Source organism: Arthrobacter sp. efr-133-TYG-104, from assembly GCF_030208915.1.
GTDB lineage: Bacteria > Actinomycetota > Actinomycetes > Actinomycetales > Micrococcaceae > Arthrobacter.
In genome coordinates, this window is the sequence record NZ_JARVTA010000011.1 from 1 (window position 1) to 26,203 (window position 26,203).

Consider the following 26,203-nt stretch of genomic DNA (forward strand, 5'->3'; position numbering starts at 1 on the left):
CCATCTCCTTCGCCTTCAACGCCACCCAACGCACCGCCACCACCAAATAACACCCAGCCGGATACTCCAACGGCCCCGACATGCCTAAGCAGATGGCGTATCGGGGCCGTTGGCCTTTAACAGCGTGACGGGCTGGCTAGGAAAAACGCCCCGGCCGGAAAGTAGAGAGCATCGGGTGTTTGGTTCCGGTGAGGATCTCGCCGGACAGCAACTCTCCGGCAATGAGGCCCAACGTCGCCCCCGAGTGCGTGAAAGCGACGAAGCAGCCCGGCACCTGGCCGAGTTCACCGAAGACAGGCTCCCCATCCCCGGGGATCGGCTTGTAGCCGATCTTCCAGGACGCCGGTTTGAGTTCAGGGTTTCCCGCGATCAGCTTGGACGACTCATCAGCCAGCTCCTGAACAACATCATCCGGGATACTGAACGAGCCATCCGGGTGCTCGGTGATGCTGTCTTCATACCAGTCGTGATCCAGCGCGAACGTGTTTCCAGGGTTGGGACGGACTGCGGCGCGCGGAGTGTTCATGACTGCGGTGACCTGGTGCTCCACCGGCTTGGTGACCACCAGCATTGACACCGGGGAACCGTTCGGGATGTCCACTCCGAGCGGCTTCACGACGGCGGGCGTCGCTGCGCCGCAGGCTACGAGCACGGCATCTGCCGGGTAGGTCTCGCCGGAGGATGTTTCGACGCCGGTGGCCCGGCCGCCGTCGACCGTTACCGAAACCTTGCCCGCATTGAGGATGAGGCGGCCACCCAAGGCGTGGAATTCATCCATGAGGAAGTTCACCAAGTCCGGCAGGCTGACCCAGCCCTCGCCGGGGTTGAAAATGGCGATTTCCGGCACGGCACTGGCGTCGATTCCCGGAGTAACCGCGGCAATGTCTTCAGGTGCCAGCAACTTCGAATCGTATCCAATGGATTGCTCATAGGCGTGGCGGGCTTGTGTGACCTCGCCCTGCCCTTCTGCATTCCACATCAAACCTCCCCCGAATTGGAGCCACTCACGGCTTGGGTCTGCGGCGAATAGAGTACGGTACCGGTCGACGCCGGCTACGCGCAGCTGGTGGTACGGGGTGGACCGTTCTCCCGCGGAGTTGAGCCAGGACAGTGACCGTCCGGTTGCTTCGCTGGCCAGCCCTTGCTCTGTCAGGAGAGTGACGGAGGCGCCTTCGCGGAGCAGGTGGACAGCGGTGGATACGCCCAGGATGCCGCCTCCGATGACGGCGACGTTCTTGGTAACTGTGGAGGACATGCGTGTTCTCTCTTTCAGGTTCTGATGCTGCTTACGCGAAAGCGTGGATGTTTTCGATGATCTTGAGGGCCTCGAGCGCTTCGGCCGGCTGCACAGGAAGCGGCCCGTTTCCCCTGAGGGAAGCCGCGAGCTCCGTGTAGAACCTGGGGTAGTCGCCCTTCTCTGCTGGAACGGCTGCGCTGGAGCCGTCCACGCCCAGCAGCCCCCATGAGTCCGGGCCCTCCACGCCGTAGGAGGGGTCCGTCGGCGAAAGCCCCGCTGCCAGTTCCGGTTCCTGGCTATCGAGTCCCCACTTGGTGTATCCGGCTTTGGCGCCGAGTACGTGGAAACGCGGGCCCACCTGTGCGGCCATGCCGTTCATCCAGAGCCGGGAGCGGACTCCGGACTCATGGCGGAGCGATACGAAAGCGTCCGTATCGGCGGCGTCCGGGTACGGCCCGTGGTTGGCCGTTTCGCCGTAACTTTCCGCTACCGGCCCGAACAGCTCGATGGCTTGATCAATCAAATGGGCGCCCAGGTCGTGAAGTATTCCGCCCCCTTCGGCCAGTGTGGACGAATCGCGCCAATTGCCGAAGCCTCCGGGCCGCCACCATTCAAAACGGGATTCGAAGGTCCGGACCTCGCCTAGGGCGTCTTCACGCAGCAGCTTCCGAAGTGTCAGAAAATCAGCGTCCCACCGACGGTTTTGGAAGACCGTCAGCTGCACTCCGGCGTCGGATGCTTGGGATACCAGCTCTTCACCATGGGTGACCGTAGTGACGAAAGGTTTGTCAACCACTACATTGAGCCCGTGGGCAATGGCGGTGGCACCGAGCTCCAGATGCGTCACAGGCGGCGTGGCGAGCACCACGAGATCGAGCTCACCTGCCAGTGCGAACATGTCCTCGGCGGTAGGAACGATCCTCGCCTGGGGGTACAGCCGGCTCGCAGCCGCGGCGCGTTCGGGGTCTGCCGTCACAATGACGTCCAGTGAATATTCCGGATCCGCTTGGATAAGCGGCGTGTGGAAGACCCTGCCGGCCACCCCAAACCCGACGACGGCGGTCCGGATGGGCGCCGCTGCTACTGCGCCCATCAGAGGACTTCCGAAAGGAAGCGCTGGAGGCGTTCGCTGCGGGGGTTGTCGAAGAGCTGGGTCGGCGTGCCGATCTCCACCACTTCGCCTTCGTCCATGAACACGACTTGATCGGCAACTTTGCGGGCGAAGCCCATCTCGTGGGTTACCACCAGCATCGTCATCCCCCGGCGACCAAGGCCGGCCATGAGATTAAGGACGCCTTTAACGAGTTCGGGATCCAGTGCGCTGGTGGCTTCGTCGAAGAGCATGACCTCGGGTTCCATGGCCAGCGCCCGGGCGATCGCGACGCGTTGTTGCTGGCCGCCTGAGAGGTCGCGCGGACGGTGGTCGGCTCGTTCGGCGAGGCCGACTTCGGTCAGCCGTCGCTGCGCGCGCTGCCTGGCTTCTGCCTTGGACATTCCCTTGACGCTCCACAGGGCAAGCGCCACGTTATCCAGTGCCGTGTGGTCCGGAAAGAGGTTGAAGTGCTGGAAGACCATGCCAATGCGGGCACGCAGGATATCCGGCTTGACCTTGAGTGCGCTCTCACCGGCGAGGAGAACGTCTCCGCTCTTGGGCTCGTGCAATCGGTTCACTCCGCGCAGCAGCGTGGACTTGCCGGAACCGGAGGGCCCGATGATGCAGGTGGTGGTGCCTGGCGCTACGTTCAGGCTGACGTTCCGGAGTACTTCCACATCCCCGTAAGCCATAGTCAGGTTCTGCAACTCCAAGCTGGAGCCATGGAACTTTTCGATGTCCGGAGCGGATTGGCGTGGGTTGGCGTTGGTGCTGCTGGTGAGGTTCACGTGTTGCTCCCGGTGATGAGCGGCGAGGCCGCATCGAGTTCCTTGACTTCCTTCAGTCCGCTGGTGGGGGCGGAAGGGCGACGGCGGCCGGTGCGGAACTTGTTGTCGAAGTAGTTGACCAAGTGGGTCAGCGGCACGGTGATGACCAAGTAGAAGATGCCGGCCATGACCAGCGGGGACAGGTTGCCTGAAAGCACGGCGGCATCCTGGCCTACCCGGAACAGCTCGCGTTCACTGACCAGGAGGCCAAGGAAGTAAACCAACGAGGAGTCCTTCACGATCGCGATGAACTGGTTGACCAACGCCGGGAGCACGCGCCGCACTCCTTGCGGGACCACCACGAGGGCCATGGACTTGGAGTAGCTCATGCCCAAGGCACGGCATGCTTCACCTTGGCCCTTGTCCACGCTGAGGATGCCGGCCCGAAAAATCTCGCCGATGTACGCACTGGCGATCAAACTCAGCGCGATGATTCCGAGCGGGTAGGGAGAGGGCCCGAAGACCGACTGGCTCAACCGGGCAAACCCTTGGCCGATCAGCAGGATGGTGAGGATGGCCGGGAGCCCGCGGAACAGATCCGTGTAGATTCGCGCAGGTAGCCGGAGCCAGGCGGACCGCGAGATTCCCATGACGGCCACAATCATGCCCATCACCACACCGATGATGGTTGCCGAAAGGGAGATGATCAGGGTGTTGAGCAGGCCAACTCCGAGGAGTTGGGGCAGAACTTCGACCATTGCGTTGAAGTCGAAGAATGTGCGGCTGATGGTATCGAGCCAATCCATTGAGTGCTCTCAGACGTTGGTTGTCGGGCCCAGCGGTTACTTGCTGGCGGTCGGTGAGGGGCTGGAGGTTTGCTCAGCCTTGGGCAGGTACTGCTCGGGCATGGGCGAACCCGGGAACCACTTCTGGTAAAGCTTCTTCCAGGTGCCGTCTTCCATGGCCGCAGCCAGCCCCTTGTTCAAGGCGTCCTTGAACGCGGGCTTGTTCTTTGCGATCGCAAATCCGGCCGGGGCATCAAAGGAAGGAATGTCCGCAGCGCTGACGAGCCCAAACTGGTCCTTGTAGGCCTTGGCTGCCTCGTAGTCCAGGAAGTGTGCGTCCACGGCACCGCTATTGACGGCCGATATTGCCGTGTTGTTATCGGGGAACCTGACCAACTGGGCGGAGGGGAAGTTCTTTACCGCGTAGGCCTCTTGGAGGGTTCCTTGCACCACTCCCAATCGCTTTCCGTTGAGTCCGCCGACATCCTTGATGCCCGATGTCTTGGTGGTGATGACTGTCAGGTATCCGGCCAAGTAGCCATTGGAGAAGTCCACGGTCTGCTTGCGCTTGTCCGTGATGCCGATGGCGGCCACGCCGACGTCGAACTGTCCGTTGGACACGGCAGCAAGCAGGCCGGAGAAGTCCTGTCCGGTAAAGACGACTTTGTCCACGCCGGCGCGGTGGGCCACGTCCTTGAACAGTTCGACGTCGAAGCCGGTGAAGTTACCCGAACTGTCGGTGAAGGTGTAGGGCTTGGAGTCGCCCAAGCTGGCGACGCGGATGGTCCCGGGCTCGATCAGCCCGTAGGGGTTATTGGCCGAGGTGGAGCTGGCCGTTGAGGATCCTGCACACCCTGAGAGCGCGAGGAGGGCTGCCACTGCGGCAGCAACAAGGGCTGCCGGGCGGAAGTTCAATGTGATCACAGCGTTGTCCAATCGTGGGAGGGAGCGCGGTGCTGTCAGGAGCCGCTGAAATATATTGCTCGATGTGGAGTCTTGCTGAGTCCGGTCTCAGTCCCTAGGATTGAGACCGGACTCACATCGATTGATTGAAATGTAGCGGACATCACAAACCTGCGTCAACACCCCACCCGAAAGGTGAACATGAACACTGACGGATCCCGACGGCGGGACGTAACGGTCGCCGACGTCGCCAAGGCCGCAAAAGTTTCAAAGGCGCAGGCGGCTCGGGCGCTCGGCAATTACGGGGCCGTCAGCGATGATGTCCGCGAACGGGTCCTCGCCGCTGCCGAAGAACTCGACTACCGGCCCAATGAGCTCGCTCGCAGCATGAACACGGGAAGATCGAACACCATCGGCGTGGTGGTGGGCGATATCGAAAACCCCCACTTTGGCCTCGCCACCAGGGGAATAACGGATACCGCGAAGGCGAGCGGCTACAACGTCATTCTTATCAACACGGACGAAGAACAGGCCGCGGAGGTAGACGCGGTCCGGGTACTCCTAGATAAGCGGGTAGACGGACTCATTGTCGCACCGGCGTCCTCGGTGGAGACAGCCCACCTGAAACAGGTGAGCGATTCCGGCCGTCCGCTCGTATTGCTGGACCGCGCCGCCGAAGGCCTCGATGTTGAGACATTTGCCGTGGACATGTCCACCATCTCTTACGAGTCGGCCAAATACCTGATCGAGGAAGGGCATCGGCGGATCGCCTTTGTCTCGACCATCCGCGCAGAAGGTCCATACGAGGCCGGAATGACGCTCGACTCCTCCCAGATCTCGGACCGCCTGGACGGGATCCGCCGCGCCTTCGAGGAAGCGGGGCTTACTCACCCTGCGGATCTGGTGCGGCTCAATGCCGGCGGTTCGGCGTCAGTCAAGGAGATCACCTCGGAACTCCTGCGGGGTCCGGAGGCGGCTACAGCCATCATCGCCTCTGACGGCTTGATTGCCCTTGGTGTGGTGGAAGGCATCCAGGAGGCCGGCCTTTCCATCCCCAAGGACGTGTCATTCCTCATGTATGACGATTTCGCCTGGACCCGGCTCACCACTCCACCACTGACCGTCATTTCCCAGCCTGCCTACGACATGGGAGCCGCGGCGGCCGCGGCATTGATCCGACGCATCGAGGGCCGGAAGGCCAGCGCACCGAGCCCGGAGCTGGTGGCGCGCTTGGTCAAGCGGGGTTCGGTGGGAGTCGCGAAATCCGTGGACGTGATGAGTCAGTCCTGAACACGAGGGCAACGGAGGAATCACACCTCCACATCGCCCGTTTCCGGTTCATCCGCAGAGCGAACCTCGCTCTTAATGATTCCCAGCTGCTCGAGCTGGGCGGACATGCCGGCGCCGTCGGGAGCATAGATCCAGGGAACTCCCGGGGTGGGCTGTCCCCCCGATTTTGACCGCCCGCCGGCGAGCACGGCTTCGCTGGCGGAGAGCTGGCGGATGGCGATGGCCCGCACATTTTCCGGATGGCGCTGGGCGAACTCGGAATAGATGGCCTCATCATGTTGGCCATCGTCACCCACCAGCAGCCACTTGATGTTGGGAAACTCCGTGGCGAGGCGCTCCAAGGAAGACCTTTTGTGCTCTTGTCCGCTGCGGAACCAGCGATCGGGCGTTGGACCCCAATCGGTGAGGAGCTTGGGGCCCGCAGGGTAGAGATTGCGGGACAGGAACCGGGAGAGCGTGGGGGCCACGTTCCAAGCTCCGGTGGACAGGTACAGCACCGGGGCCGAGGGAGCGGTGCGGACGATCCGTTCGTAGAGGACGGCCATGCCAGGGGTTGCGGTCCTAGCGTGTTCGTTGAGGACAAACGTGTTCCACGCCGCCAGGAAGGGGCGGGGCAACGCGGTCACCATGACGGTGTCGTCAATGTCGGAAACCACGCCGAAGTCGGCGTCGTCGGCCACAATCTCCACGGGCGCCTCCACCATGGTGGACCCGCCGGATTGAAGGCTGATGGTGTGCCAACCGGCGTCGAGGGTTACCGGAATAATTGCATCAACGACGCCGCCGCGATCGGCTACGACCTCATGGACCGCACCTGCAATGCCCACCCGCACAGCCGCGTGCGCCACCGGGGCACTCGTAAAGTTGCGCCAACCCCGCATGCTCTCTTGGAGCGGTTTGGCGTGTCCGGCGGCGTCCCTTGGGTCGCTGCGGACGACGCGTGCCAACACCCGGACCCAGGTGGTGCTGCCATAACCGGTATAAGGGATGACGGTCTCCACCCGGCCCCGACGGATGGCCAAGCGCGTCTGCAGACCCAGCCACGCGTCGTCGAGCCGCATCGCGATATGGCGAGCCTGCGCGCGGGGAGGGACCGCACAGCTGCTGTCAACGGCGGCGGACTCTGGACGCGGGCTCACGGAACGGGGAGGCATGCGTCCAGTCTGGCATGGCTGGGGCTCAAGGGGCAGCCGCAGCTTCCTTGCCCAAAGCCGCGTCGATGAGAACCACGGCTGCCTGCCTGGCCTGTCCGGCGGCATCCGGGGTTCCTGCGATGGCCGCCGTGGTTTGCGCTCCTTCGGCGAGGATGGAAAGCTGCGGGGCCAAGTACGCGGGGCCGCCTGCATCCCCCACTAAATGCGCCACGTAATGCTGAAACGATTCCTTGTGCTCGCGGGCATATTCGGCCACTTCCGGGCTGATGGCACCAAGCTCGGCGAAACTATTGATGAACCCGCAGCCACGGAATGAATCGTCGCAGAACCATCCCGCGAGGTAATCGAAGATGGCCAGTAACCTGACGCGCGGATCCGCTGCAAACCGCACCCGGGCATCCAGTCCCTCTGTCCAGGACTGATGTCGCCGCTCAAGGACGGCCATGACGATACTGCTTTTCGATGGAAATTCCTGGTACAGCTTCTTGAGCGAAACCCCCGCCGCCGTGCGCAACTCGTCCATCCCCACGGACTGGATGCCCTTGGCGTTGTAGAGCTCGTCCGCCGTCGCGACAATGCGCGCGCGGACCTCGGAAATATCCATGCACCCATACTACTTGAACTGAGAACGATCGTTCTATAAGATATGAATCGGAGTGAGAACGGTCGTTCTCCATCTCGAGAAAAGGGAACAGAATCATGGGCTTCATCAAAGTCGGAACTGAAAACACCACGGACATCGAGCTCTACTACGAGGACCACGGCGCAGGTCAGCCAGTAGTGCTGATCCATGGCTATCCCCTGGACGGCGCTTCCTGGGAGAAGCAAACCGCAGCCCTCTTGAACGCGGGCTACCGCGTCATCACCTACGATCGCCGCGGCTTCGGAAAATCCAGTAAGCCCACCACCGGCTACGAGTACGACACGTTCGCAGCGGACCTCAACACCGTCATGGAAACACTGGACCTTCAGAACGCCGTATTGGTTGGCTTCTCCATGGGCACTGGCGAGGTTGGGCGCTACATCGGTACGTACGGCGAGGCCCGCGTTGCCAAGGCAGTGTTCCTGGCATCTTTGGAGCCGTTCCTTTTGCAGACCGAGGAAAACCCCGCAGGCGTCCCATCCTCAGTGTTTGATGGCATCCGTAGCGCTGCCATCGAGGACCGGTACGCCTGGTTCACCAACTTCTACAAAGACTTCTACAACACCGACAACTTCCTCGGAAACCGCCTCAGCGAGGAAGCCCTCCGCAACTCCTGGAACGTCGCTGCCGGCTCGTCCTGGTACGCATCGTTCGCAGTGGTTGACACCTGGTTGACCGATTTCCGCGCAGACATCGAGAAGGTCACCGTCCCGGCATTGATCGTCCACGGAACGGGCGACCGAATCCTGCCCATCGACTCCACCGGCCGCGAGTTCACCAAGCGCCTTCCCTCCGCCGAGTACGTCGAGATCGACGACGCACCGCACGGAATGCTGTGGACGCACGGGGCAGAAATCAACGAGATCCTGTTGAAGTTCCTGGCCAACTAACGCTTGCCGGTCGCCCGGCTAACAATAACGACGGCGGCAGCTCGCCCGGGTAACTCAAAACCCAAGCCGGCCTGCCGCCGTCGATGCTTTCCTACTGGGGCGGTTACGTGGCGCGCGCCCGGCGCCAAGACGTGCGAACCTGCTCACGGATTGTCGCTTGGCTACGGCGCCCCACCATGACTACTGCGGCGACGCCGGTCATCAGTACCACAGCGCCCCCGGCGGCAACGGCCCAGCGAGCTCCAAACTCGGTGCCGATCCACCCCATCAGCGGAGCACCCATGGCGGTCCCGCCTTGCAGGATAGCGAGATAGAGGGCCAGGACACGTCCGCGGAATCGTGGCTCGACGGACAATTGGATGGTGGTGTTGCAACTGTTCAGGAAAGTGATCGAAGCGAGCCCAACAGGGATCAGCACAACGGCGTAGACCCAGAATACCGGCGAGATGCTGGAGAACAGGGTAAAGATGCCCAGAGTCAAAGCGCCACCGAGCATGAACCGCAGGCGGGGACCGGAGCGTCGGGCAGCAAGCAGGGCACCGGCAAGCGTCCCCACAGCCATAATGGAGCCGAGAAGGCCAAACTGTTCAGGTCCCACACCGAAGACGGCGGTGGACATCAGCGAGTTCGTGACTGTGAAGTTCATGCCAAAGGCGCCAAGAATCCCCACCATGAAAAGGATGAGTACTAAGTCCGGGCGTTGCCGGACGTACTGTAGGCCCTCCACCACCTGATGCTTGCCGCGAACCACCGGAGCCGTCGGCTGAAGCTGGGCAGTCTTGACCCGTGCGAGGGAAATAATGACGGCGACGAAGCTGGCAGCGTTGAGCAAGAACACCGGGCCCGTACCGATCCACGCGATGAGCACACCTGCAATGGCCGGGCCCGTGAGCCGGGCGCTGTTGAAGGAGGCTGAGTTCAGGGCCACGGCGTTGGAGATATTGTCTGGCCCAACCAGTTCAGAGACGAATGCCTGCCGGGCCGGGCCATCCACCGCCGCCGCAATTCCCAGCGCCAGCGCCGCAGCATAAACCTGCCACAACTGGGCGGCACCCGTGACCACCAACAGTCCTACGATCAGTCCACAGACGCCCATGGCGGTCTGCGTCCAGAACAAAATCCTGCGCTTGCGGTAGCGGTCGGCGAGGACACCGGCATACGGGCCTAAAAGCAGCATGGGAAGGAACTGCAGGGACGTGGTGACCCCGACGGCGGTTCCGGAGTGGTTGGTGAGGACCGTCAGGACCAACCAGTCCTGGGCGACGCGCTGCATCCAGGTACCGACGTTCGAGACCAAGGCACCACCAGCCCACACCCGGTAGTTGGGATTCTCAAGCGCACGGAACATGGCGCTCATTGGGCGCTCATTTCCTGCATGATGCGCGCGGCGCGGCTCAGCGTTATACGGTCCTCTTCACTCAGTCCCCCGACGCGCCGGGCCAACCACGCAGTCCGCTGGCTGCGGGCTTCGACGAGGACTTCCTCCCCTGCGGGCGTAATACTGATCCAGACCTGCCGGCCATCCCCGGGATGGGCTTGCCGTTCAATGAACCCTTGATCGCCGAGGGCATTGACGATCCTGGTCATCGAGGGTGCCTGCACGTGCTCGCGCTCGGCCAGCTCCCGCAAGGTCTGCGGGCCGGAACTGAGATGGGCCAGAACGGTGTACTGCCCCGGAGTAATGACGTCCCCGGTTGCTTCGATGCGAAGTCGCCGCGATGTCCGCATCACGGCAGTTCGAAGCTCAATGGCAAGGGCGTCGGCCGGAATCGCGTTTGGTTTTTGGTCTGTCGTGTCGCTCGCTTGACTGGGTGCAGTCACTGGAAGGCGCCTCCCGGGCTTTGCATAATAGTTAGCACTGCTAATTAGCTCTGCTAAGTATCCTACTCCTGTTCCTCGCCAGTGCCCAGTGCCCGGTGGGCGCCCGCGGTGGAGACTAGCCTTCCGCCGCGCCGGCACCAGCCTGCGCAGGTGTCTTGGTCGCCGCCGACTCGCTCTGGGCGCCCGGCATGGCGATGACCGCGATAACGGTCAGCACGGCGCACACGAGCACAGCCAGGAACACGGCCGACGACGCCGAGACGGTTGTGTGCGCGTCCGAAGCACCGGGATGTCCTGCATAGATGGCGTTGGCCACGGCGCCGAAAACGGCCACGCCAATGGAACTGCCGATGGATCGCGCGAACAGGTTAGTACCGGTCACCACCCCGCGTTCGTTCCACTCGACGCTTGATTGGGCCGCGATGAGGCTCGGCGTGGCCACCAGCCCAAGTCCAAGTCCGACGACGAAGCACGCGGCCGCCACCAGCAGCACGTTGGGCGTTGGAGCGGTCAGCGCAAGGATGGCCGCACCAATGACCGTGATGGATACGCCGATCAGTGCGGTTTTGCGGAATCCGATGCGGAGATAGAACCTGCCCGCCTGGGAAGCGCTGATAGGCCAGCCGAGCGTCAAGGCCGCCAGTGCCAGCCCGGCGAGGATCGGCGAGGTGGACAGCGCCCCTTCAAGGAAGGTGGGAACATACGAGGTGAGGCCGAGCATGACGGCACCTACACCGAACGAGATCATCGCCGTCGTCGCCAGCAACCTGCGGGAGAGGACCCATGGCGGGAGGACCGGCTCCGCGGCCCTCCTCTCCACGAGGACGAATGCGGCGAACAGCAACGCTCCTACGGCAAAGACAGCGATGCTGATGGAGGAATTCCAAGCCCAAGCCTGGCCGCCCTCAAGCGCTCCAAGGATGAGAAGGCTCAGCGAAACCGTGAGCAGCGCGGCTCCGAGGTAATCGACGCGGTGCTTGGTGCGCTCGATGCTCTCGTGGAAGGTCCGCAGAAGCATCCAACCCGCCAGCAGGCACAGTGGAATATTGATGAAGAAAATCCAGCGCCATATCCCCAACGAGGAGAAGACGCCGCCGAGCGTGGGCCCCACGACGGAAGAAACCGCCCACACACTGGCAAGGTAGCCTTGCACCTTGGCTCGCTCGGCAAGCGTGTAGATATCGCCCGCGATAGTGATCGCAACAGGCTGCACCGCACCCGCACCCAGGCCCTGCAAAACCCGGAAAGCGATCAGCGCCGGCATGCTCCAGGCCATTCCACAAAGAATGGAACCGAGCAGGAAAAGGCCGATTCCGCTAAGGATGATCGGTTTGCGGCCCACGACGTCGGAAAGCTTGGCGTACACGGGCACCGAGACCGCCTGGGCCAAGAGGTACGCCGAGAAAAGCCAAGGGAAAGAAGTGAAGCCGCCAATGTCCGTCACAATCGACGGCACCGCGGTGGCAACAATGGTGGAATCGATCGCCACCAGGCCTGTGGAAAGCATCAAAGCTATAAGTATGGGTCCGCGACGGGAGCGGAACCCGACGCCCTCAGTAGTCTCTGTCATCATGTGTCTCGTTTCGGTCGTCATCACAGCAAGCGGGCGCACTTCCGCCCCGGCTCCACATGGCGTAACCGCGCCCACCGCGAATTTAGTCCCGGCCTGCAGGGGCAATGCTTTAACGACGACGGCGGGTCACTTGCGGTTCCGTAAGGAAGCCAAGTGACCCGCCGTCGTCGACAGTGTCTATTCGTTGACCGTCTATTTGAAGCGCAGTTCGGTGGAACCTAGTCGTTGATCAGGTCGTGGACAACGATCGTCTGGTCGCGGTCAGGGCCGACTCCGATGGCCGAGAAGCGCGTGCCGGAGAGCTTTTCGAGCGCCAGCACGTAGTTGCGGGCATTTTCGGGGAGGTCATCGAGGGTTCGTGCGCCGGTGATGTCCTCGGTCCAGCCGTCGAAGTACTCGTAGATGGGCACCGCGTGGTGGAACTCGGTCTGTGTCATGGGCATTTCGTCGTGGCGGACGCCGTCGACGTCGTACGCAACGCAGACCGGGATCTGTTCGATGCCGGTCAGGACATCGAGCTTGGTGACGAAGTAGTCCGTGAAACCGTTGACGCGGGAAGCATGGCGGGCCAGGACGGCGTCGTACCAACCGCAGCGGCGAGGACGGCCGGTGTTGACGCCGAACTCACCACCGGTTTTCTGCAGGTACACGCCCATCTCGTCGAACAACTCGGTGGGGAACGGACCGGCGCCGACGCGCGTTGTGTACGCCTTGATGATGCCGATTGACCGGGAAATGCGGGTGGGCCCAATGCCCGAGCCAACGGACGCGCCGCCGGCGGTGGGGTTGGAGGACGTGACAAACGGGTAGGTGCCGTGGTCAACGTCAAGGAACGTGGCCTGGCCGCCTTCCATGAGCACAACCTTGCCCTCATCCAGGGCGTTGTTGAGGACGAGCGTGCTGTCGATAACCAGCGGGCGCAGGCGCTCGGCGAAGGACAGGAAGTATTCCACAATCTCGTCCACCACAACGCTGCGCCGGTTATAAACCTTGACCAGGAGCTCGTTCTTCTGGCGCAGCGAGCCTTCCACTTTCTGGCGGAGGATCGACTCGTCGAAAACGTCCTGCACCCGGACGCCCAAACGGGCCACCTTGTCCATGTACGCCGGGCCGATTCCGCGGCCAGTGGTTCCAATGGCACGGCTGCCGAGGAAGCGTTCAGTAACCTTGTCCAGGACTTGGTGGTACGGAGCCACCAAGTGGGCGTTGGCCGAGACGCGCAACCGGGAAGTGTCCGCGCCACGGGCAATCAAGCCGTCGATCTCCTGGAAGAGTGCCTCGAGGTTGACCACGCAGCCGTTGCCAATAATGGGGATTGCGTTGGGGCTCAGGATGCCCGCGGGAAGGAGCTTCAGCTCATACTTCTCACCGCCAACAACCACGGTGTGCCCGGCGTTGTTACCGCCGTTGGGCTTGACCACGTAGTCAACGCGGCCACCGAGCAGATCAGTTGCTTTGCCTTTGCCTTCGTCGCCCCATTGGGCTCCGACGATCACGATAGCGGGCATGGGATCCTCCCCCATTCTTTCGGGCGAGACCCAACCGGATGGCCAGGACTCGACGCCGTACATGAGAATGCCCCGACGCTTACCTGGGCTGCCTGCCGCAAGGCGCGGCAGGCGCAAGAGTTTCGGGGCTCTTACCACCCAAGTTTAGCCGATGGGCCCTGAATACCTTTCGTCAAGCACCGCGTCAAGGCCAATTTCTGGACCGTTGGGCGAAGTTTGTTACGGAATGTTGGTACAGGAGCCGCCGCTTTCTTTCCCAACACCAGGGAATTGGCGCCGAACATTTTGCCCATGGCGACGCCGGCGTCGGCTAAATCCGAACCGAGGTCCACAGCGCGGCGATTGCGGCAGCAGGTGACTCTTCTCTCTATGCCCGGCATATTGGCGGAAGCCGAGGACCGCCGTCGAGGTCTGCGGCACTTTTTGATCGCAACACGCCGCGTCGCATTTGGGGGCGCGCCGGACTAGGATCCATTGACGCCCATAGTCCGGTAAGGTTAGTTAGCCCCCCACAGCATCCTTTGAGGTTCGGCCGCGGCATGCCCGCGGCACCTTGGAACGGTGCGCTGTAACACCTAGGAGACCAAACCACTGATGCAAGATCTGGCGACTGAATCACCCGAAGAACTCCTCTGGAACCGCCGTTACGAACCCCACATCGCCGAGGTCAACGCGCTGTGCGATTCCATCAAGGAACAGAAGCCAGGCAGCGAGGTCCTTTACATCGACCCCGCCCACAGCATTGATGACTGCCGCATCGTGAGCCTTTTCTCCAACCAGCGCACCAACACCGGCGAGGGCTTCATCACCCCCGGTGACGAGGAAGCAAACACCCGCATGCTCGGCATGCAGTGGCAGCTGGGGCTCCGTCCCAAGCTGATGATGCCGTGGAACGCTTACCCGTGGATCGAACCCAACGAGGAACCCGGCAAGCTCACCCCTGCCAACATCACCGAAGGCCTCAAGCCTTTGCTTCGCCTGCTCCAGCTCCTCCCGCGTACCTCTGCCCTGGTGGCACACGGCAATGAAGCACACCGCCTTGCCGATCAGCTCATGAAGGCTGCCCCGGCCAGCATTGCCCGCCGCGGCTTCAAGACCTTCAAGGTCCGTTCGCTCGGTGGCCGCTCCTTCGCAGGCACCCCGGCCCGCCAGCAGGAATACCTCGACGCCATCCACGGCGCTTACGCCGAAGCCATGGCCCGTACGGGAATTCCCCGCAAGGCAGCTTAGCTCCCTCCCGTTGTGGGGCCCGCTCTGCACGCTCAACCCGCTCGGTTGCCTGCAGATCGGGCCCCGCAAAGCAAACGACGACGGCGGCCCTCGCCTTTCGGTGGGGGCCGCCGTCGTCGTTTGTTAGGCTTTAGCTGGCTTCGATCGCTGCCTTGGCTTTCGGATCGGAGTCGTTGAGGAACTTCTCGATCCGCTCCGGCTCCTCAGCCTCGCCAATGGCAGACGCCGCCCGGCCCAGCGCGTAGAGCGCCCGCAGGAAACCCTGGTTGGGCTCGTGCTCCCACGGGATGGGCCCGACGCCGCGCCAACCGTTGCGGCGGAGGGAATCCAGGCCGCGGTGGTAACCGACGCGGGCGTAAGCGTAGGACTCGATGGTCCGGCCTTCGGCCCAGGCTTCCTCAGCCAGGATGGCCCAGAGAAGCGACGACGTGGGGTTCTGCGCCACGAGGTCCAGCGCTTCCTTGCCGAGGGCCAGGTGCTGGTAGATCTCGGTTTCGGCGGGCAAGAGTGTGGGCTCTGGCCCCATGAGGTTCTTGCGGAACTCGTCGGACATTAGAAGGTCTTGCCTACTGAGCCGAGCTGCTGTGCGGCTTCGACGATGCGCGCGGCCATGCCGGCTTCTGCGGAAGCGCCCCAAACGCGGGGGTCGTAGGTTTTCTTGTTGCCCATTTCGCCGTCGATCTTCAGGACGCCGTCGTAATTGGAGAACATGTGACCGGCCACCGGGCGCGTGAACGCGTACTGCGTGTCAGTGTCGATGTTCATCTTGATCACACCATAGGAAACAGCGTCAGCGATTTCCTGCTCAGAGGAGCCCGAACCGCCGTGGAACACGAGGTCGAACGGGTTTTCCTTGCCGATCTTCGCACCGACCTCGGACTGGATCTGCTTGAGCAGCTCCGGGCGGAGCTTCACGCCGCCCGGCTTGTACACACCGTGCACATTGCCGAACGTCAGGGCGGTGAGGTAGCGGCCGTTTTCGCCCGCACCGAGAGCCTCGATCGTGGCCAGGGCGTCTTCGGTGGTGGTGTAAAGCTTCTCGTTGATTTCGTTCTCAACACCGTCTTCCTCGCCACCGACCGTGCCGATTTCGACTTCGAGGATGATCTTCGCGGCAGCTGCGCGCTCAAGCAGCTCACGGCCGATGCGCAGGTTCTCCGAAAGGGTCTCGTGCGAACCGTCCCACATGTGCGAGTTGAAGATCGGGTCCTTACCGGCCTTCACCGCTTCCTCCGACGCAGCGAGCAGGGGAAGAACGAAGTCCGCCAGCCTGTCCTGCGGGCAGTGGTCCGTGTGCAGGGCGATGTTGACGTTGTAGTTCTTGGCAACTTCGCGGGCAAACGCGGCGAAGCCGAGGGAACCGGCCACCATGTCCTTGACCGAAGCGCCGGACCAGTAGGCTGCGCCACCGGTGGAAACCTGGATGATGCCATCGGATTCGGCCTCGGCGAAACCGCGGATCGCAGCGTTCAGAGTCTGCGACGACGTCACGTTGACCGCGGGGAAAGCAAATCCGCCAGCCTTCGCACGGTCGATCATCTCGGAGTAAATCTCTGGGGTTGCAATGGGCATGGTGACTCCTATGCTGATTCGTCTGTGGGCGGGTAACCCTGGAGTAGACCGCTTACGGCTAGCACCATCCTAGCGATATCCGTCAGGACGCCGTGTTTCCGGTCACGTGGGCTCTTAACACTTCCGCCGGGTTGCCACTTCGCGGGGAGGCTAGACGTGTTGTTCGAAGACGTGCCGCCGCACCCACGCATGCATCGCGATCGCAGCGGCCGAGGCAGCATTCATGGAGCGCGTGGAACCGAACTGCTCAATGGACAGGGTCGCGACGGCGGCCTCGTGCACCTCCGGGGTAAGGCCCGGTCCTTCCTGGCCGAACACCAGAACGCACCTCTTGGGAAGGTCGAAAGTCTCCAAGGGCACAGAGTCGGGGAAGATGTCGATGCCAATCACCGCGAGCCCCTCGGCCTGCGCCCACTGGACAAAATCCTCCACCGTGGGGTGGTGCCGAACGTGCTGGTAACGATCGGTGACCATGGCGCCGCGACGGTTCCACCGCCGTCGACCGATGATGTGTACTTCCTTGGCAAGAAACGCGTTGGCGGTCCGGACCACGGTGCCGATGTTGAGGTCGTGTTGCCAGTTTTCGATGGCGATGTGGAATTCGTGGCGCTTGGAATCGAGATCGGCAACAATCGCATCGTGCTTCCAGTAGCGGTATTGATCCACCACGTTCCGTCGATCGCCGTCGCGAAGGAGGTCCGGGTCCCAATGTTCACCGACAGGCCACTCACCTTCCCAAGGCCCGACGCCGACCTCCGCCTTGGCCTCTGCCTCGCCTTCTGCCGGGGGTACTTCCGGTGAGCCGGCAGGAATTGGCAGGTCTTTGGTGGGGGGAAGGTCAGTCACCCCTCAACTTTAGCCGCGCCAAGCGGGCCGGCCGGTGCCTGCACCCTTGGAATCCCATGCAGGCCCGGGATGTGGCGCCGACCGAATAATGAAAGACTGGGACGCAGTGCATGACCAACCCCACCCGGAGGCAAACATGGCAGAAGAAACCAGGCCCCACCCGTCCACATCGATCTACCGGAACGGCCATGACATCGAATGCTGGCTCACGGATATGGACGGCGTCCTTGTCCACGAGAACCAGGCCATTCCCGGCGCGTCCGAGCTCATCCAGCGCTGGGTGGACACCTCCAAGCGCTTCCTTGTGCTGACCAACAACTCGATCTTCACCCCGCGCGACCTCGCCGCCAGGCTCCGTGCCTCGGGCTTGGAAGTTCCCGAAGAGAACATCTGGACATCCGCGCTTGCCACAGCCCAGTTCCTCAAGGACCAGGTCCAGTCCTCCGACTCCGGGAACCGCGCGTACACGATCGGTGAAGCCGGCCTCACCACGGCCCTGCACGAGGCCGGGTTCATCCTCACGGACACCGACCCCGATTTTGTGGTGCTGGGCGAAACCCGGACCTACTCTTTCGAGGCGATCACCATGGCCGTCCGTCACATCCTGGCCGGTGCCCGCTTCATTGCCACCAATCCGGACGCCACCGGCCCTTCCAAAGACGGTCCCATGCCCGCAACGGGCGCCATTGCCGCCATGATCACCAAGGCCACCGGCCGCGAACCGTACATCGTGGGCAAGCCGAATCCCATGATGTTCCGTTCCGCCATGAACCAGATCGATGCGCACTCCGAGACCACGGCCATGATCGGGGACCGCATGGACACGGACATCGTGGCCGGAATGGAAGCCGGGCTCCACACGGTCCTGGTGCTCAGCGGCATCACCCAGCGCGAAGAAATAGTGTCCTTCCCGTTCAGGCCCAACCAGATCCTGAACTCCGTGGCGGACCTCAAGAGCCAGATCTAAGAGGACAACAACCATGGCTGTGTTGAACCTCCGGCCCCTCCCTGGCGGCCGGATCCTCAGGGGCAGCCAACCCTTCAATTTGGACGCCACGGCTACGGCGGAATTTCTTGCCCAGCATGGCATCCAAACAATCGTGGACCTGCGAAGCGACCTTGAAGCTGGCTTGGTCCCGTGGCTGCTTCCTGAGGGGCCGGCCGCCGTCGAGCTTTTCCATAACCCGTTGGACCCGAACGCGATAGCCGGTTCGCTGCAAGCGGTGGAAACGGCCGAGGATCTGGGCGAGCTGTACCTGGGTTGGATCCGGTTGCGTCCGGAGTGGGTAGCCGATGCCCTCCGTCCGGCCGCCAACGGTATGCGGACGCTGGTTCATTGCTCTTTGGGCAAGGACCGGACCGGGGTTGTGTCGGCCGTGGCGCTGCTCGCAGGTGGTGCGAGTCCGGACAGCATCGTGGCCGACTACTCAGCCACGACTGCCAACCTGCCGGGCCTGCTTCACGTCATGGCCGAAACGTGGCACCTCCACGTCCCGAACTCCCGGCAGGAGTATTTCAGCCCCGACCTCATGATCCTGCAAAGCCCCGAGGCTGCCATGCGGCATTTCCTCACCGGGTTTGCGCAGGAGTTCGGTGATGCCCGGGCCTTCCTGCGCGAGGCTGGCCTCACCGCCGTCGAAATTCAGGCCTTGGCGTCTGGAACCGGCGGGCCTGGGGCTGACCCGAAAAGGTGACAGCGCGCCTGCGCTTGGCGTCTACCATGGGTCCAGAGGTACGCCTATTGGGGGGAGTGTGTCATGGGGCCGCTGCAATCGGTCGACAAGCGTGTGGACAAGCGTCTGGAACCACGGTTCGCACCGTTGCGGAAGCTTGAACTAACCATTCTGGCGGTGTTGGTCCTGGCCTTGGCCCTGGCTGCCACTCCCTGGCCGTCGGCCTTGCTGATCCGCAGGGTTTTTGAACGGGGAGCCCAAGCGACCATCGATGAAATGACGCCCTACGTTCCCGACACTCCCCTGCAAACCCAACCGGGCGTGGTGTATCGGCCGGGGTCCACATTCGATGTCTTCAGCCCGCAGGGTACGTCCTCGCCGCTTCCCACGGTTGTGTGGATTCATGGAGGTGCGTGGATCTCCGGGGCGCAGCGCGACGTCAATCCTTATCTCCGGATACTGGCCGCCCAGGGATACACAACCATTGGCATGAGCTACCCGATCGCGCCCGAGTCCACCTATCCGGCCGCTGTGCGGAACATCAACGAAGCGTTGGCATACATCAAGACGCACGCCGCTGAGCTGAACGTGGACACCAGCCGCATGGTGCTCGCCGGGGATTCCGCCGGAGCCCAACTGGCCAGCCAGATGACCACGCTCACGGTGAACCCGGAGTACGCCGACCTCATGGGGATCAGCCCTGCCCTTCAAAAGTCGGAGCTTGCTGCCACCATCCTGCATTGCGGTGTCTACGATCTGCGGGCCATGACCCGCCTCAGGGGCATCGTGGCCTGGGGTTTCAAGACTTCCCTGTGGGCCTACACCGGAACCAAGCACTGGTCCGGCGCCCATGCAGGGGTCACAATGTCCACCATTGACTTTGTGACCCCCGATTTCCCGCCCACGTTCATCAGCGGCGGGAACGGCGACGGACTCACCCGGCTGCAGTCTGTGCCGTACAGCAACCGGCTAAAGGATGCCGGTGTTCCGGTGACCGAACTTTTTTGGCCCACAACGTACCAGCCGGAACTGCCACACGAGTACCAGTTCCACCTCAATTTCAGTGAGGCACGCGAGGCGCGGGACAAGACGTTCGAGTTCCTGTCCACGTACACCACTAGCCGGCCCTAGAACCGGCCGGAGCCGGGAGCCGGGCCCTTACCTTACGCTACTGGGCGTTACCGGTTCCCTCTCGATGGAAGCACGCTGCGGAGGTGCCGTGGATGTGGCTGCATGCCCGGCGAGCACACCCGTCTGGTGCCGGAGCTTCAGCCGGTACATCAGGACGCCGGTGAGGGCGACGGCAGCGACAAAGAGAACCCCGCCCCACTGCAGGTACCACTCGAACGGCGGCACGGAATTGTAGATTTCCGGGCGTGGCCAGATGAGGTTCAGTGTCATGGCGGCGCCCCACAGGACCGCGAGGATGTTCACCGGCAGTCCCCACTTGCCCAAACTGAAGCCCGGTTCGGTGCCGTCATAGGGCAGCGGCCACTTTTTGGCCAGGCGTCTGCGAAGCATAGGCACGGTCACCAGCAGGTAGGAGAGGTAAATCAGGACGATGCTGATGCTGGAGAGGATGGTGAAAATGGCGGGCTGGGAGACGTTCACGATCAGCGGGATGACGGCGATGATTCCGATCACGACGGCGGCGACCGTTGGGGTCTTCCGGACGGGGTGCACCTTGCCCAAGTGACGGCTGAACGGAAGGTTGTTGTCCCGGGCCATTGCAAACATCATGCGGATGGCGGCGGCGTGGACTGCCAGCGTACAGACCACGACGGCCACCACGATGCACAGCAGGAATGCTTTGCCGAAGGGGCCACCCAGCACGGAGAGCACCAGGTACTGCAGGCCGCCGTCGGCAGAACCTATCTTGGGATCGTTCAGGTTCGGGGCCGAGAGGAGTCCCGTGAGCAGGATCAGTCCGCCCAGCACAAAGGATGCTGTGACCGCCCGCAGGATGGCCTTGGGTGCCGTGCGCTTCGGGTCCTTTGTCTCTTCCCCGAGGGAGCTGGCGGTGTCAAAGCCGTACATCACGTAGCCCGATGCCATGGCACCGATGATGAACACCCCGAAGAAGCCCAAGGGGTGGCCCGCCCCAAAACCCTTGGTCTCAAAGAGAACGCCGGGTCCGCGGACGATATGCCATGCGAGCGCGAGGGTAAGCAGCACAGCGGCGACAAGTTCAACGAAGACGCCTACGCTGTTGATCTTTGTCATGAGCTTCACGCCGAAAGCGTTGATGAGGGTGGAGATGCCGATCATGATGCTCGCCAGCAACACCCCGTTGAGGGCAAAGTCCTCGGGACCGGTGCCGTCGCCGATGATCTGGAACCCGGACCAGATCTGGGGCAGGGTGAGCTGGAGGGCCAATGCCACGGAGCCCAGGGCCACAATTGAGGAAATCAACAACAGCCACCCGGCAAGCCAGGCGAAAGTGCCCGAGGATAGCCTTTTGGCCCAGTTGTAGACCGAGCCTGCCACGGGGTAACGCCCCGCCAGTTCAGCGAAGCACAAGGCCACCATCAGCTGCCCGACGAAGACAATGGGCCATGACCAGGCGTACGCCGGGCCGGCCATGGCGAATCCGAAATAGAACAGTTGAAAAACGCCCGTAAGGATGGAGATGTAGCTGACTCCGGCGGCGAAGCTGGCGAACTTGCCGATGCTTCGGTCCAGGGTCTGGGCATAACCGAATTGGTCCATGCCGCTTGAATCAGCACTCTTGCTGGGTTCTGTCAATGGAACTCCTAAGTCAGGAAAGCACGATGGCGGTCATCTGCGGCCGCTTTGGACGCAGATGACCAAGCGACCGGGCGTCGCACCTTTGCGGCCGCCCGGTCGCTTCTCCATTGCTGGTGCTTAGTTGGTTGTGCCCGCCCCTGTTTCGTTGGCAGCCGGAGCCGCGCCGAACCAGCCGCTGGGCGCCGGCTGGATGTTCTGCCAGATGTGCTTTGCTTCGCGGTACTCGTTGAGGCCCGCGCGGCCGAGTTCACGGCCGATCCCGGACTTCCCGAACCCGCCCCACTCAGCCTGGGGTACGTATGGGTGGTAGTCGTTGATCCACACGGTCCCGTGCCGGAGGGCGCCGGCCACGCGCTGCGCTTTCGAGGCGTCCGATGTCCAAACGGCGCCGGCCAAGCCGTACTCCGTATCGTTTGCGATTTCGATGGCCTGGTCCTCGGTCCGGAACGTCTCGATGGTCAGCACCGGGCCGAATGACTCCTCGCGCAGTACGCTCATGCCGGAGCGGCAATTGCCGAGTACGGTGGGCGGGTAGAAGAAACCGTCGGCCAGCGGTCCCTCGACAGGGATGTAGCCGCCACAGAGGAGCTCCGCGCCCTCCGCAATCCCGGCCTGCACGTAGGCGTGGACCTGATCCCGGTGCTTTGCCGAAATGAGGGGCCCGGTCTCGGCGTCGGGATCGAACGGGCCGCCCATCCGGATCTTTTTGGCCCGTTCCACGACCTCGGCCACAAAGCGATCTGCAATCGACTCCTCGACGACCAGCCGCGCCCCTGCCGAGCAGACCTGCCCGGAGTGCAGGAAAACGGCAGTCAGGGCGTTGTCAACGGCGGCGTCCCAGTCCGCGTCCGCGAAGACGACGTTCGGGTTCTTCCCGCCGAGTTCGAAAGCGACGCTCTTCACTGTCTCCGCGGCCGCGGCCATGATGGTCTGGCCTGTGGCCAGGCTTCCGGTCAGGGAGACGAGGTCGACGCGCGGATCGGAGCTGAGTGGGCCGCCCACCCTCGAGCCGGGTCCCGTGACCAGATTAGCGACGCCGGCAGGGACGCCTGCCTCTTCGAGGGTTTCCATGAGCAGGATCGAAGTGGAGGGCGTGAGCTCGCTGGGCTTGAGGACGAACGAGTTTCCGGCAACGAGTGCTGGCGCCACCTTCCATGCAGCCTGCAGGAGCGGGTAGTTCCAAGGTGCGATGAGGGCACAGACACCGAGCGGCTCATAGACCACGCGGCTGATGGCGTTGGGCCGGCCCGTGTCGATCACCCGGCCGGCGTCGAGGCCGGCGATTTTTCCGTAGTAGCGGAAACACGCAGCAATGTCGTCCATGTCGTACTCGGCCTCGACGAGGCGTTTGCCGGTGTCGAGCGCCTCCGCCCGGGCGTAGGCCGCCTTGTCCCGCTCAAGCAGGTCCGCCACGCGAAGCAGCACCATACCGCGCTCGATATCTGTGAGCCTGCGCCACTCACCACTATCGAACGCTGCCCGTGCACTGGCGATTGCCCGCTTGGCATCCTCGGCCGTGGACGATGCGACAACCGCCACTTCCTGGCCGTCTGCCGGGCACCGAACGGAAGTGGTGCCGCCGTCGGATGCCTGCTGCCAGGCGCCGTCGATGTAGAGGCCTTTGACGGGATCTGCCGATTTCCCGGCAGAATGGACTTGCTCAGCCGTGGCAGTCATTGTCTCTCCTCGTTGTTTGTAGTGTTTCCATTCATCATTCCTTGCCCCTGGCCACAGAGGCGGGATCGCCGTTCCGCTCAAGCGGGCTGATGCCGTGCCGGTAGAACTCCGCATGCTGCGGCGCCAAAGGTGCCTTGCCGGCGATCAAGTCGGCAGCCTTTTCCGCGAGCATCATGACGGGCGCGTAGATGTTGCCGTTCGTAACGTAGGGCATGGCGGAGGCGTCCACAACGCGGAGGCCCGTGGTGCCGTGCACGGTCATGTCAAGCGGGTTCACTACCGCCATGGGATCCGAATCGGGGCCCATCTTGGCTGTGCAGGACGGGTGGAGTGCTGTTTCGGCGTCGCGGGCAACCCAGTCGAGGATCTCTGCGTCCGTCTGCACCGCCCGGCCCGGAGACAGCTCCCCGCCGTTGTAGGGGGCCATGGCGGATTGGCCCAGGATGTCGCGGGCCACGCGAACGGCTTCAACCCATTCGCGGCGGTCCTGGTCCGTGGAGAGATAGTTGAACACCATGGACGGGTGCACTGTGGGATCGGTGGACTTGATCTTGAGGCTGCCGCGGGCGTCGGAGTACATGGGGCCGATGTGCACCTGGTAGCCGTGCTTGGCGTCGGCCTTCTGGCCGTCGTAGCGCACTGCGACCGGGAGAAAATGGAACATCAGGTTCGGGTACGCAACATCCTCGTTGGAGCGGACGAAGCCGCCGCCCTCGAAGTGGTTGGTAGCTGCTGGTCCCTTCCGGCCCAGCAGCCACTGGAGCCCGATCAGGGGGTAACGCCACAGGTCAAGGTTGGGCTGCATGGAGACCGGCTGGGTGCAGGCGTGCTGGATGTAGACCTCAAGGTGGTCTTGGAGGTTCTCACCGACGCCGGGCAGATTGACCACGGAGTTGATGCCCAGGGAGTTCAAGTGGGCAGCGTCTCCAACGCCGGAGAGCTGGAGGAGCTGTGGTGTGTTGATGGCGCCGCCTGCGAGGATCACTTCGCCCGCGTTCACGTGATGGGTCTTGCCGTTACGGCGGTAAGTGACGCCGGTTGCCACGTTGCCCGAGAAGTTGACCTTGGTGACCAAGGCCCGGGTCAGGACGGTCAAGTTGTCGCGGCCGAAGTTAGGCCGGAGGTACGCGCGGGACGCTGAGAGCCGCTGGCCCTTATGGACATTGCGGTCAAATGCCGCGAAGCCTTCCTGGCGGTAACCGTTGACGTCATCGGTCAGCGGGTACCCGGCTTCCTGAGCGGCGCCAAAGAAGGCCTGGAACAGGGGGTTCGTGGCCGGACCGCGTTCAAGCACGAGGGGCCCGGAGTGCCCGCGCAGTTCATCGTGCGGGTCCGCGGCGGTGGCGTTTTCCATCCTGTTGAAGTACGGCAGGCAATGCGCGAAGTCCCACGTTTCCATCCCGGCATCTGCTCCCCAGCGTTCGTAGTCCAGGGGGTTACCGCGCTGGAAAATCATGCCGTTGATGGAACTGGAGCCGCCCAGTACCTTGCCGCGTGCGTGCGCCACACGCCGGCCGCCCATGTGAGGCTCGGGGTCCGACTGGTAGCGCCAGTCGTACAAGGGATTCCCGCTGGGAAAGGTGAGCGCGGCGGGCATCTGGATGAACAGGTCCCAGGGGTAGTCACTCCGCCCTGCTTCCAGGACAAGGACGCTGCTGTGGCCTCCCTCGCTCAGTCGGCTGGCGAGAACCGACCCCGCGCTTCCACCACCGACGATGACGTAGTCGTAATTGTTTTTTGTCATGCTGCAAACTCTCCTTCTGCCTGGCGCAGATCTTCCGCCCCAAGGGCGGTGATCCTGCTTCCGGAAACTGGCGGTACACCGTGACGCGACGGAGAACCCGCAAGGCGTCCCTGGTGTGGTCCATGTCATACCGATGAACACTAAAGCAATTTGGACAAGTGTTCAATAGTGTTGCTGGACAACTGTTCAGAAAAGTTTGTTCGTTACGTGTGTGCCGCTAGGCGGCGAAGGCGATCTCCTCGGTACGGGCGATGCTTCTTTGGATGGAGGCCTGGTCCACGCCCAGGAGCGCAGTCAGCCACATCCCGTTTTGCACCACAACGATGTCATTCGCCCGCACCTTGCATTCATCACTGGAAAGCTCAGGTTTGGCATTACCAATCAGCGTCGCGAGTCCTTCGAGGTACCGCTCGAAGGCGGCCGCATTAATCAGCGCAAATTCTTCATGGGCCTGCGCGAGTGCCCAGAGGTGGAGACGCAGGGACAGGTGCTCGGTGGTGAGGAATTCCGGGTCCGCAACGCGGCGAAGAGCCTTCTGGAGCTGCCCGTCAGGTGGCGACGCCGGATCGGTTGCGACCAGCTTGGCATCGCGCTCGTCAATCTGGTGCAAGGCCGCACGGATCAGGCTCATCTTGTCCTCGAAGTAATAATTCACGAGGCCGAGGGCGACGCCGGCTTCCCGGGCCACCGCGCGCATATTGACACCTGAGATGCCGTGAAGCGACAGCAAATCCAATGCCGCTTGAAGAATGCGCGCCTGCCTGTCGATCCGTTTGCCTTGTTGGTCCGACTTCAAAGTGCGTGTAATCACTCGGCCAGAATATGGCCAAAGTCACCCCAGTGCATCACGATGACCCAGGGGCCGGGCAGCGCGTGTCTGCTCGGCGCCTCCGCATGACGTCACAAAACCGCTCCACAGGCCTCACTTTGACGCGGCGCGGATGGGTATCGCCAGATAGGGCGCGGAAGGGGTGTCAAGGCGCTCCTTAGTACGGTTTAAATCCTTGACAAAGGGAGTGGCATAGATCACTCTGTTCCGTATGGTGATC

The 26,203-nt window shown here is 62.8% G+C and carries 24 protein-coding genes; 6 read left to right on the forward strand and 18 right to left on the reverse strand.

Annotation, left to right across the window (positions count from 1 at the left end; translation table 11 throughout):
- Positions 1–136: 136 nt before the first annotated feature.
- Genes QRN04_RS09375 through QRN04_RS09395 form a run of 5 tightly spaced genes read right to left on the reverse strand, consistent with a single transcriptional unit; the run spans position 137 to position 4,806 of the window.
- Positions 137–1,255 carry an NAD(P)/FAD-dependent oxidoreductase gene (locus tag QRN04_RS09375; protein ID WP_284975753.1) on the reverse strand — a complete coding sequence of 373 codons (1,119 nt, stop codon included), beginning with the start codon at positions 1,253–1,255 and terminating at the stop codon, positions 137–139.
- Positions 1,256–1,286: 31 nt separating this feature from the next.
- Positions 1,287–2,330, reverse strand: coding sequence for a Gfo/Idh/MocA family protein (locus tag QRN04_RS09380; protein ID WP_284975754.1), 1,044 nt, complete (start codon positions 2,328–2,330; stop codon positions 1,287–1,289).
- Positions 2,330–3,118, reverse strand: coding sequence for an amino acid ABC transporter ATP-binding protein (locus QRN04_RS09385; RefSeq protein ID WP_284975755.1), 789 nt, complete (start codon positions 3,116–3,118; stop codon positions 2,330–2,332). Before QRN04_RS09385 ends, QRN04_RS09380 begins: the two co-directional genes overlap by 1 nt.
- Positions 3,115–3,903 (reverse strand): amino acid ABC transporter permease, encoded by a 789-nt coding sequence (locus tag QRN04_RS09390; protein WP_284975756.1) that lies wholly within the window; start codon positions 3,901–3,903, stop codon positions 3,115–3,117. The genes QRN04_RS09385 and QRN04_RS09390 overlap by 4 nt, the downstream gene beginning before the upstream one ends.
- A 36-nt stretch (positions 3,904–3,939) precedes the next feature.
- Positions 3,940–4,806 carry an ABC transporter substrate-binding protein gene (locus QRN04_RS09395; protein ID WP_284975757.1) on the reverse strand — a complete coding sequence of 289 codons (867 nt, stop codon included), beginning with the start codon at positions 4,804–4,806 and terminating at the stop codon, positions 3,940–3,942.
- A 180-nt stretch (positions 4,807–4,986) separates the two neighbouring features.
- On the opposite strand from QRN04_RS09395, the gene QRN04_RS09400 reads away from it, so the two are divergent.
- A complete protein-coding gene (locus tag QRN04_RS09400; RefSeq protein WP_284975758.1) occupies positions 4,987–6,075 on the forward strand; it encodes a LacI family DNA-binding transcriptional regulator in 1,089 nt (362 codons plus the stop codon).
- A gap of 20 nt (positions 6,076–6,095) precedes the next feature.
- Here QRN04_RS09400 and QRN04_RS09405 read toward each other — a convergent pair whose 3' ends face one another.
- Both QRN04_RS09405 and QRN04_RS09410 read right to left on the reverse strand, forming a co-directional pair.
- Positions 6,096–7,229 carry an App1 family protein phosphatidate phosphatase gene (locus QRN04_RS09405; protein ID WP_284975759.1) on the reverse strand — a complete coding sequence of 378 codons (1,134 nt, stop codon included), beginning with the start codon at positions 7,227–7,229 and terminating at the stop codon, positions 6,096–6,098.
- Between the two features lie 25 nt (positions 7,230–7,254).
- Positions 7,255–7,833 carry a TetR/AcrR family transcriptional regulator gene (locus QRN04_RS09410; RefSeq protein WP_284975760.1) on the reverse strand — a complete coding sequence of 193 codons (579 nt, stop codon included), beginning with the start codon at positions 7,831–7,833 and terminating at the stop codon, positions 7,255–7,257.
- 95 nt (positions 7,834–7,928) lie between these two features.
- Between QRN04_RS09410 and QRN04_RS09415 the strand changes: the two genes are divergently transcribed.
- On the forward strand, positions 7,929–8,762 hold the full coding sequence (locus QRN04_RS09415; RefSeq protein WP_284975761.1) for an alpha/beta fold hydrolase: 834 nt from the start codon (positions 7,929–7,931) through the stop codon (positions 8,760–8,762).
- Positions 8,763–8,865: 103 nt separating this feature from the next.
- Here QRN04_RS09415 and QRN04_RS09420 read toward each other — a convergent pair whose 3' ends face one another.
- The 4 genes from QRN04_RS09420 to QRN04_RS09435 all read right to left on the reverse strand — a co-directional run bounded on the left by QRN04_RS09420 (position 8,866) and on the right by QRN04_RS09435 (position 13,664).
- A complete protein-coding gene (locus QRN04_RS09420) occupies positions 8,866–10,119 on the reverse strand; it encodes an MFS transporter (protein ID WP_284975762.1) in 1,254 nt (417 codons plus the stop codon).
- The gene (locus QRN04_RS09425; protein ID WP_284975898.1) at positions 10,116–10,490 is read right to left on the reverse strand and encodes a MarR family winged helix-turn-helix transcriptional regulator; all 375 of its coding nucleotides are present in this window, start codon (positions 10,488–10,490) and stop codon (positions 10,116–10,118) included. Before QRN04_RS09425 ends, QRN04_RS09420 begins: the two co-directional genes overlap by 4 nt.
- 208 nt (positions 10,491–10,698) lie before the next feature.
- Positions 10,699–12,156: an MFS transporter gene (locus QRN04_RS09430; RefSeq protein ID WP_284975763.1), complete on the reverse strand. Its 1,458-nt coding sequence runs from the start codon at positions 12,154–12,156 to the stop codon at positions 10,699–10,701.
- A gap of 218 nt (positions 12,157–12,374) precedes the next feature.
- The gene (locus tag QRN04_RS09435; RefSeq protein WP_284975764.1) at positions 12,375–13,664 is read right to left on the reverse strand and encodes an adenylosuccinate synthase; all 1,290 of its coding nucleotides are present in this window, start codon (positions 13,662–13,664) and stop codon (positions 12,375–12,377) included.
- A 594-nt stretch (positions 13,665–14,258) separates the two neighbouring features.
- On the opposite strand from QRN04_RS09435, the gene QRN04_RS09440 reads away from it, so the two are divergent.
- Positions 14,259–14,894 carry a uracil-DNA glycosylase gene (locus QRN04_RS09440; RefSeq protein ID WP_284975765.1) on the forward strand — a complete coding sequence of 212 codons (636 nt, stop codon included), beginning with the start codon at positions 14,259–14,261 and terminating at the stop codon, positions 14,892–14,894.
- A gap of 130 nt (positions 14,895–15,024) precedes the next feature.
- Here QRN04_RS09440 and QRN04_RS09445 read toward each other — a convergent pair whose 3' ends face one another.
- The 3 genes from QRN04_RS09445 to QRN04_RS09455 all read right to left on the reverse strand — a co-directional run bounded on the left by QRN04_RS09445 (position 15,025) and on the right by QRN04_RS09455 (position 17,312).
- On the reverse strand, positions 15,025–15,447 hold the full coding sequence (locus tag QRN04_RS09445; RefSeq protein WP_284975766.1) for a DUF3151 domain-containing protein: 423 nt from the start codon (positions 15,445–15,447) through the stop codon (positions 15,025–15,027).
- Positions 15,447–16,466 carry a class II fructose-bisphosphate aldolase gene (gene fbaA, locus QRN04_RS09450; protein WP_284975767.1) on the reverse strand — a complete coding sequence of 340 codons (1,020 nt, stop codon included), beginning with the start codon at positions 16,464–16,466 and terminating at the stop codon, positions 15,447–15,449. Before fbaA ends, QRN04_RS09445 begins: the two co-directional genes overlap by 1 nt.
- Positions 16,467–16,616: 150 nt before the next feature.
- Positions 16,617–17,312: a TrmH family RNA methyltransferase gene (locus QRN04_RS09455; protein ID WP_502868782.1), complete on the reverse strand. Its 696-nt coding sequence runs from the start codon at positions 17,310–17,312 to the stop codon at positions 16,617–16,619.
- Positions 17,313–17,448: 136 nt separating this feature from the next.
- Here QRN04_RS09455 and QRN04_RS09460 point away from each other — a divergent pair, with 136 nt between their 5' ends.
- The 3 genes from QRN04_RS09460 to QRN04_RS09470 all read left to right on the forward strand — a co-directional run bounded on the left by QRN04_RS09460 (position 17,449) and on the right by QRN04_RS09470 (position 20,116).
- Entirely contained in the window at positions 17,449–18,279 is an 831-nt protein-coding gene (locus tag QRN04_RS09460; protein ID WP_284975768.1) for an HAD-IIA family hydrolase, read from the forward strand.
- Positions 18,280–18,292: 13 nt separating this feature from the next.
- Positions 18,293–19,006, forward strand: a complete 714-nt coding sequence (locus tag QRN04_RS09465; protein WP_284975769.1) for a tyrosine-protein phosphatase — start codon at positions 18,293–18,295, stop codon at positions 19,004–19,006.
- 63 nt (positions 19,007–19,069) lie between these two features.
- Positions 19,070–20,116, forward strand: a complete 1,047-nt coding sequence (locus QRN04_RS09470; RefSeq protein WP_284975770.1) for an alpha/beta hydrolase — start codon at positions 19,070–19,072, stop codon at positions 20,114–20,116.
- 27 nt (positions 20,117–20,143) lie between these two features.
- Here QRN04_RS09470 and QRN04_RS09475 read toward each other — a convergent pair whose 3' ends face one another.
- The 4 genes from QRN04_RS09475 to QRN04_RS09490 form a co-directional block, all read right to left on the reverse strand.
- On the reverse strand, positions 20,144–21,694 hold the full coding sequence (locus QRN04_RS09475) for an APC family permease (RefSeq protein ID WP_284975900.1): 1,551 nt from the start codon (positions 21,692–21,694) through the stop codon (positions 20,144–20,146).
- 156 nt (positions 21,695–21,850) lie between these two features.
- Entirely contained in the window at positions 21,851–23,410 is a 1,560-nt protein-coding gene (locus tag QRN04_RS09480) for an aldehyde dehydrogenase family protein (RefSeq protein ID WP_284975771.1), read from the reverse strand.
- A gap of 34 nt (positions 23,411–23,444) precedes the next feature.
- A complete protein-coding gene (betA, locus tag QRN04_RS09485) occupies positions 23,445–25,154 on the reverse strand; it encodes a choline dehydrogenase (RefSeq protein WP_284975772.1) in 1,710 nt (569 codons plus the stop codon).
- Positions 25,155–25,371: 217 nt separating this feature from the next.
- Positions 25,372–25,965 carry a TetR/AcrR family transcriptional regulator gene (locus QRN04_RS09490; RefSeq protein ID WP_284975773.1) on the reverse strand — a complete coding sequence of 198 codons (594 nt, stop codon included), beginning with the start codon at positions 25,963–25,965 and terminating at the stop codon, positions 25,372–25,374.
- Positions 25,966–26,203 lie beyond the last annotated feature (238 nt).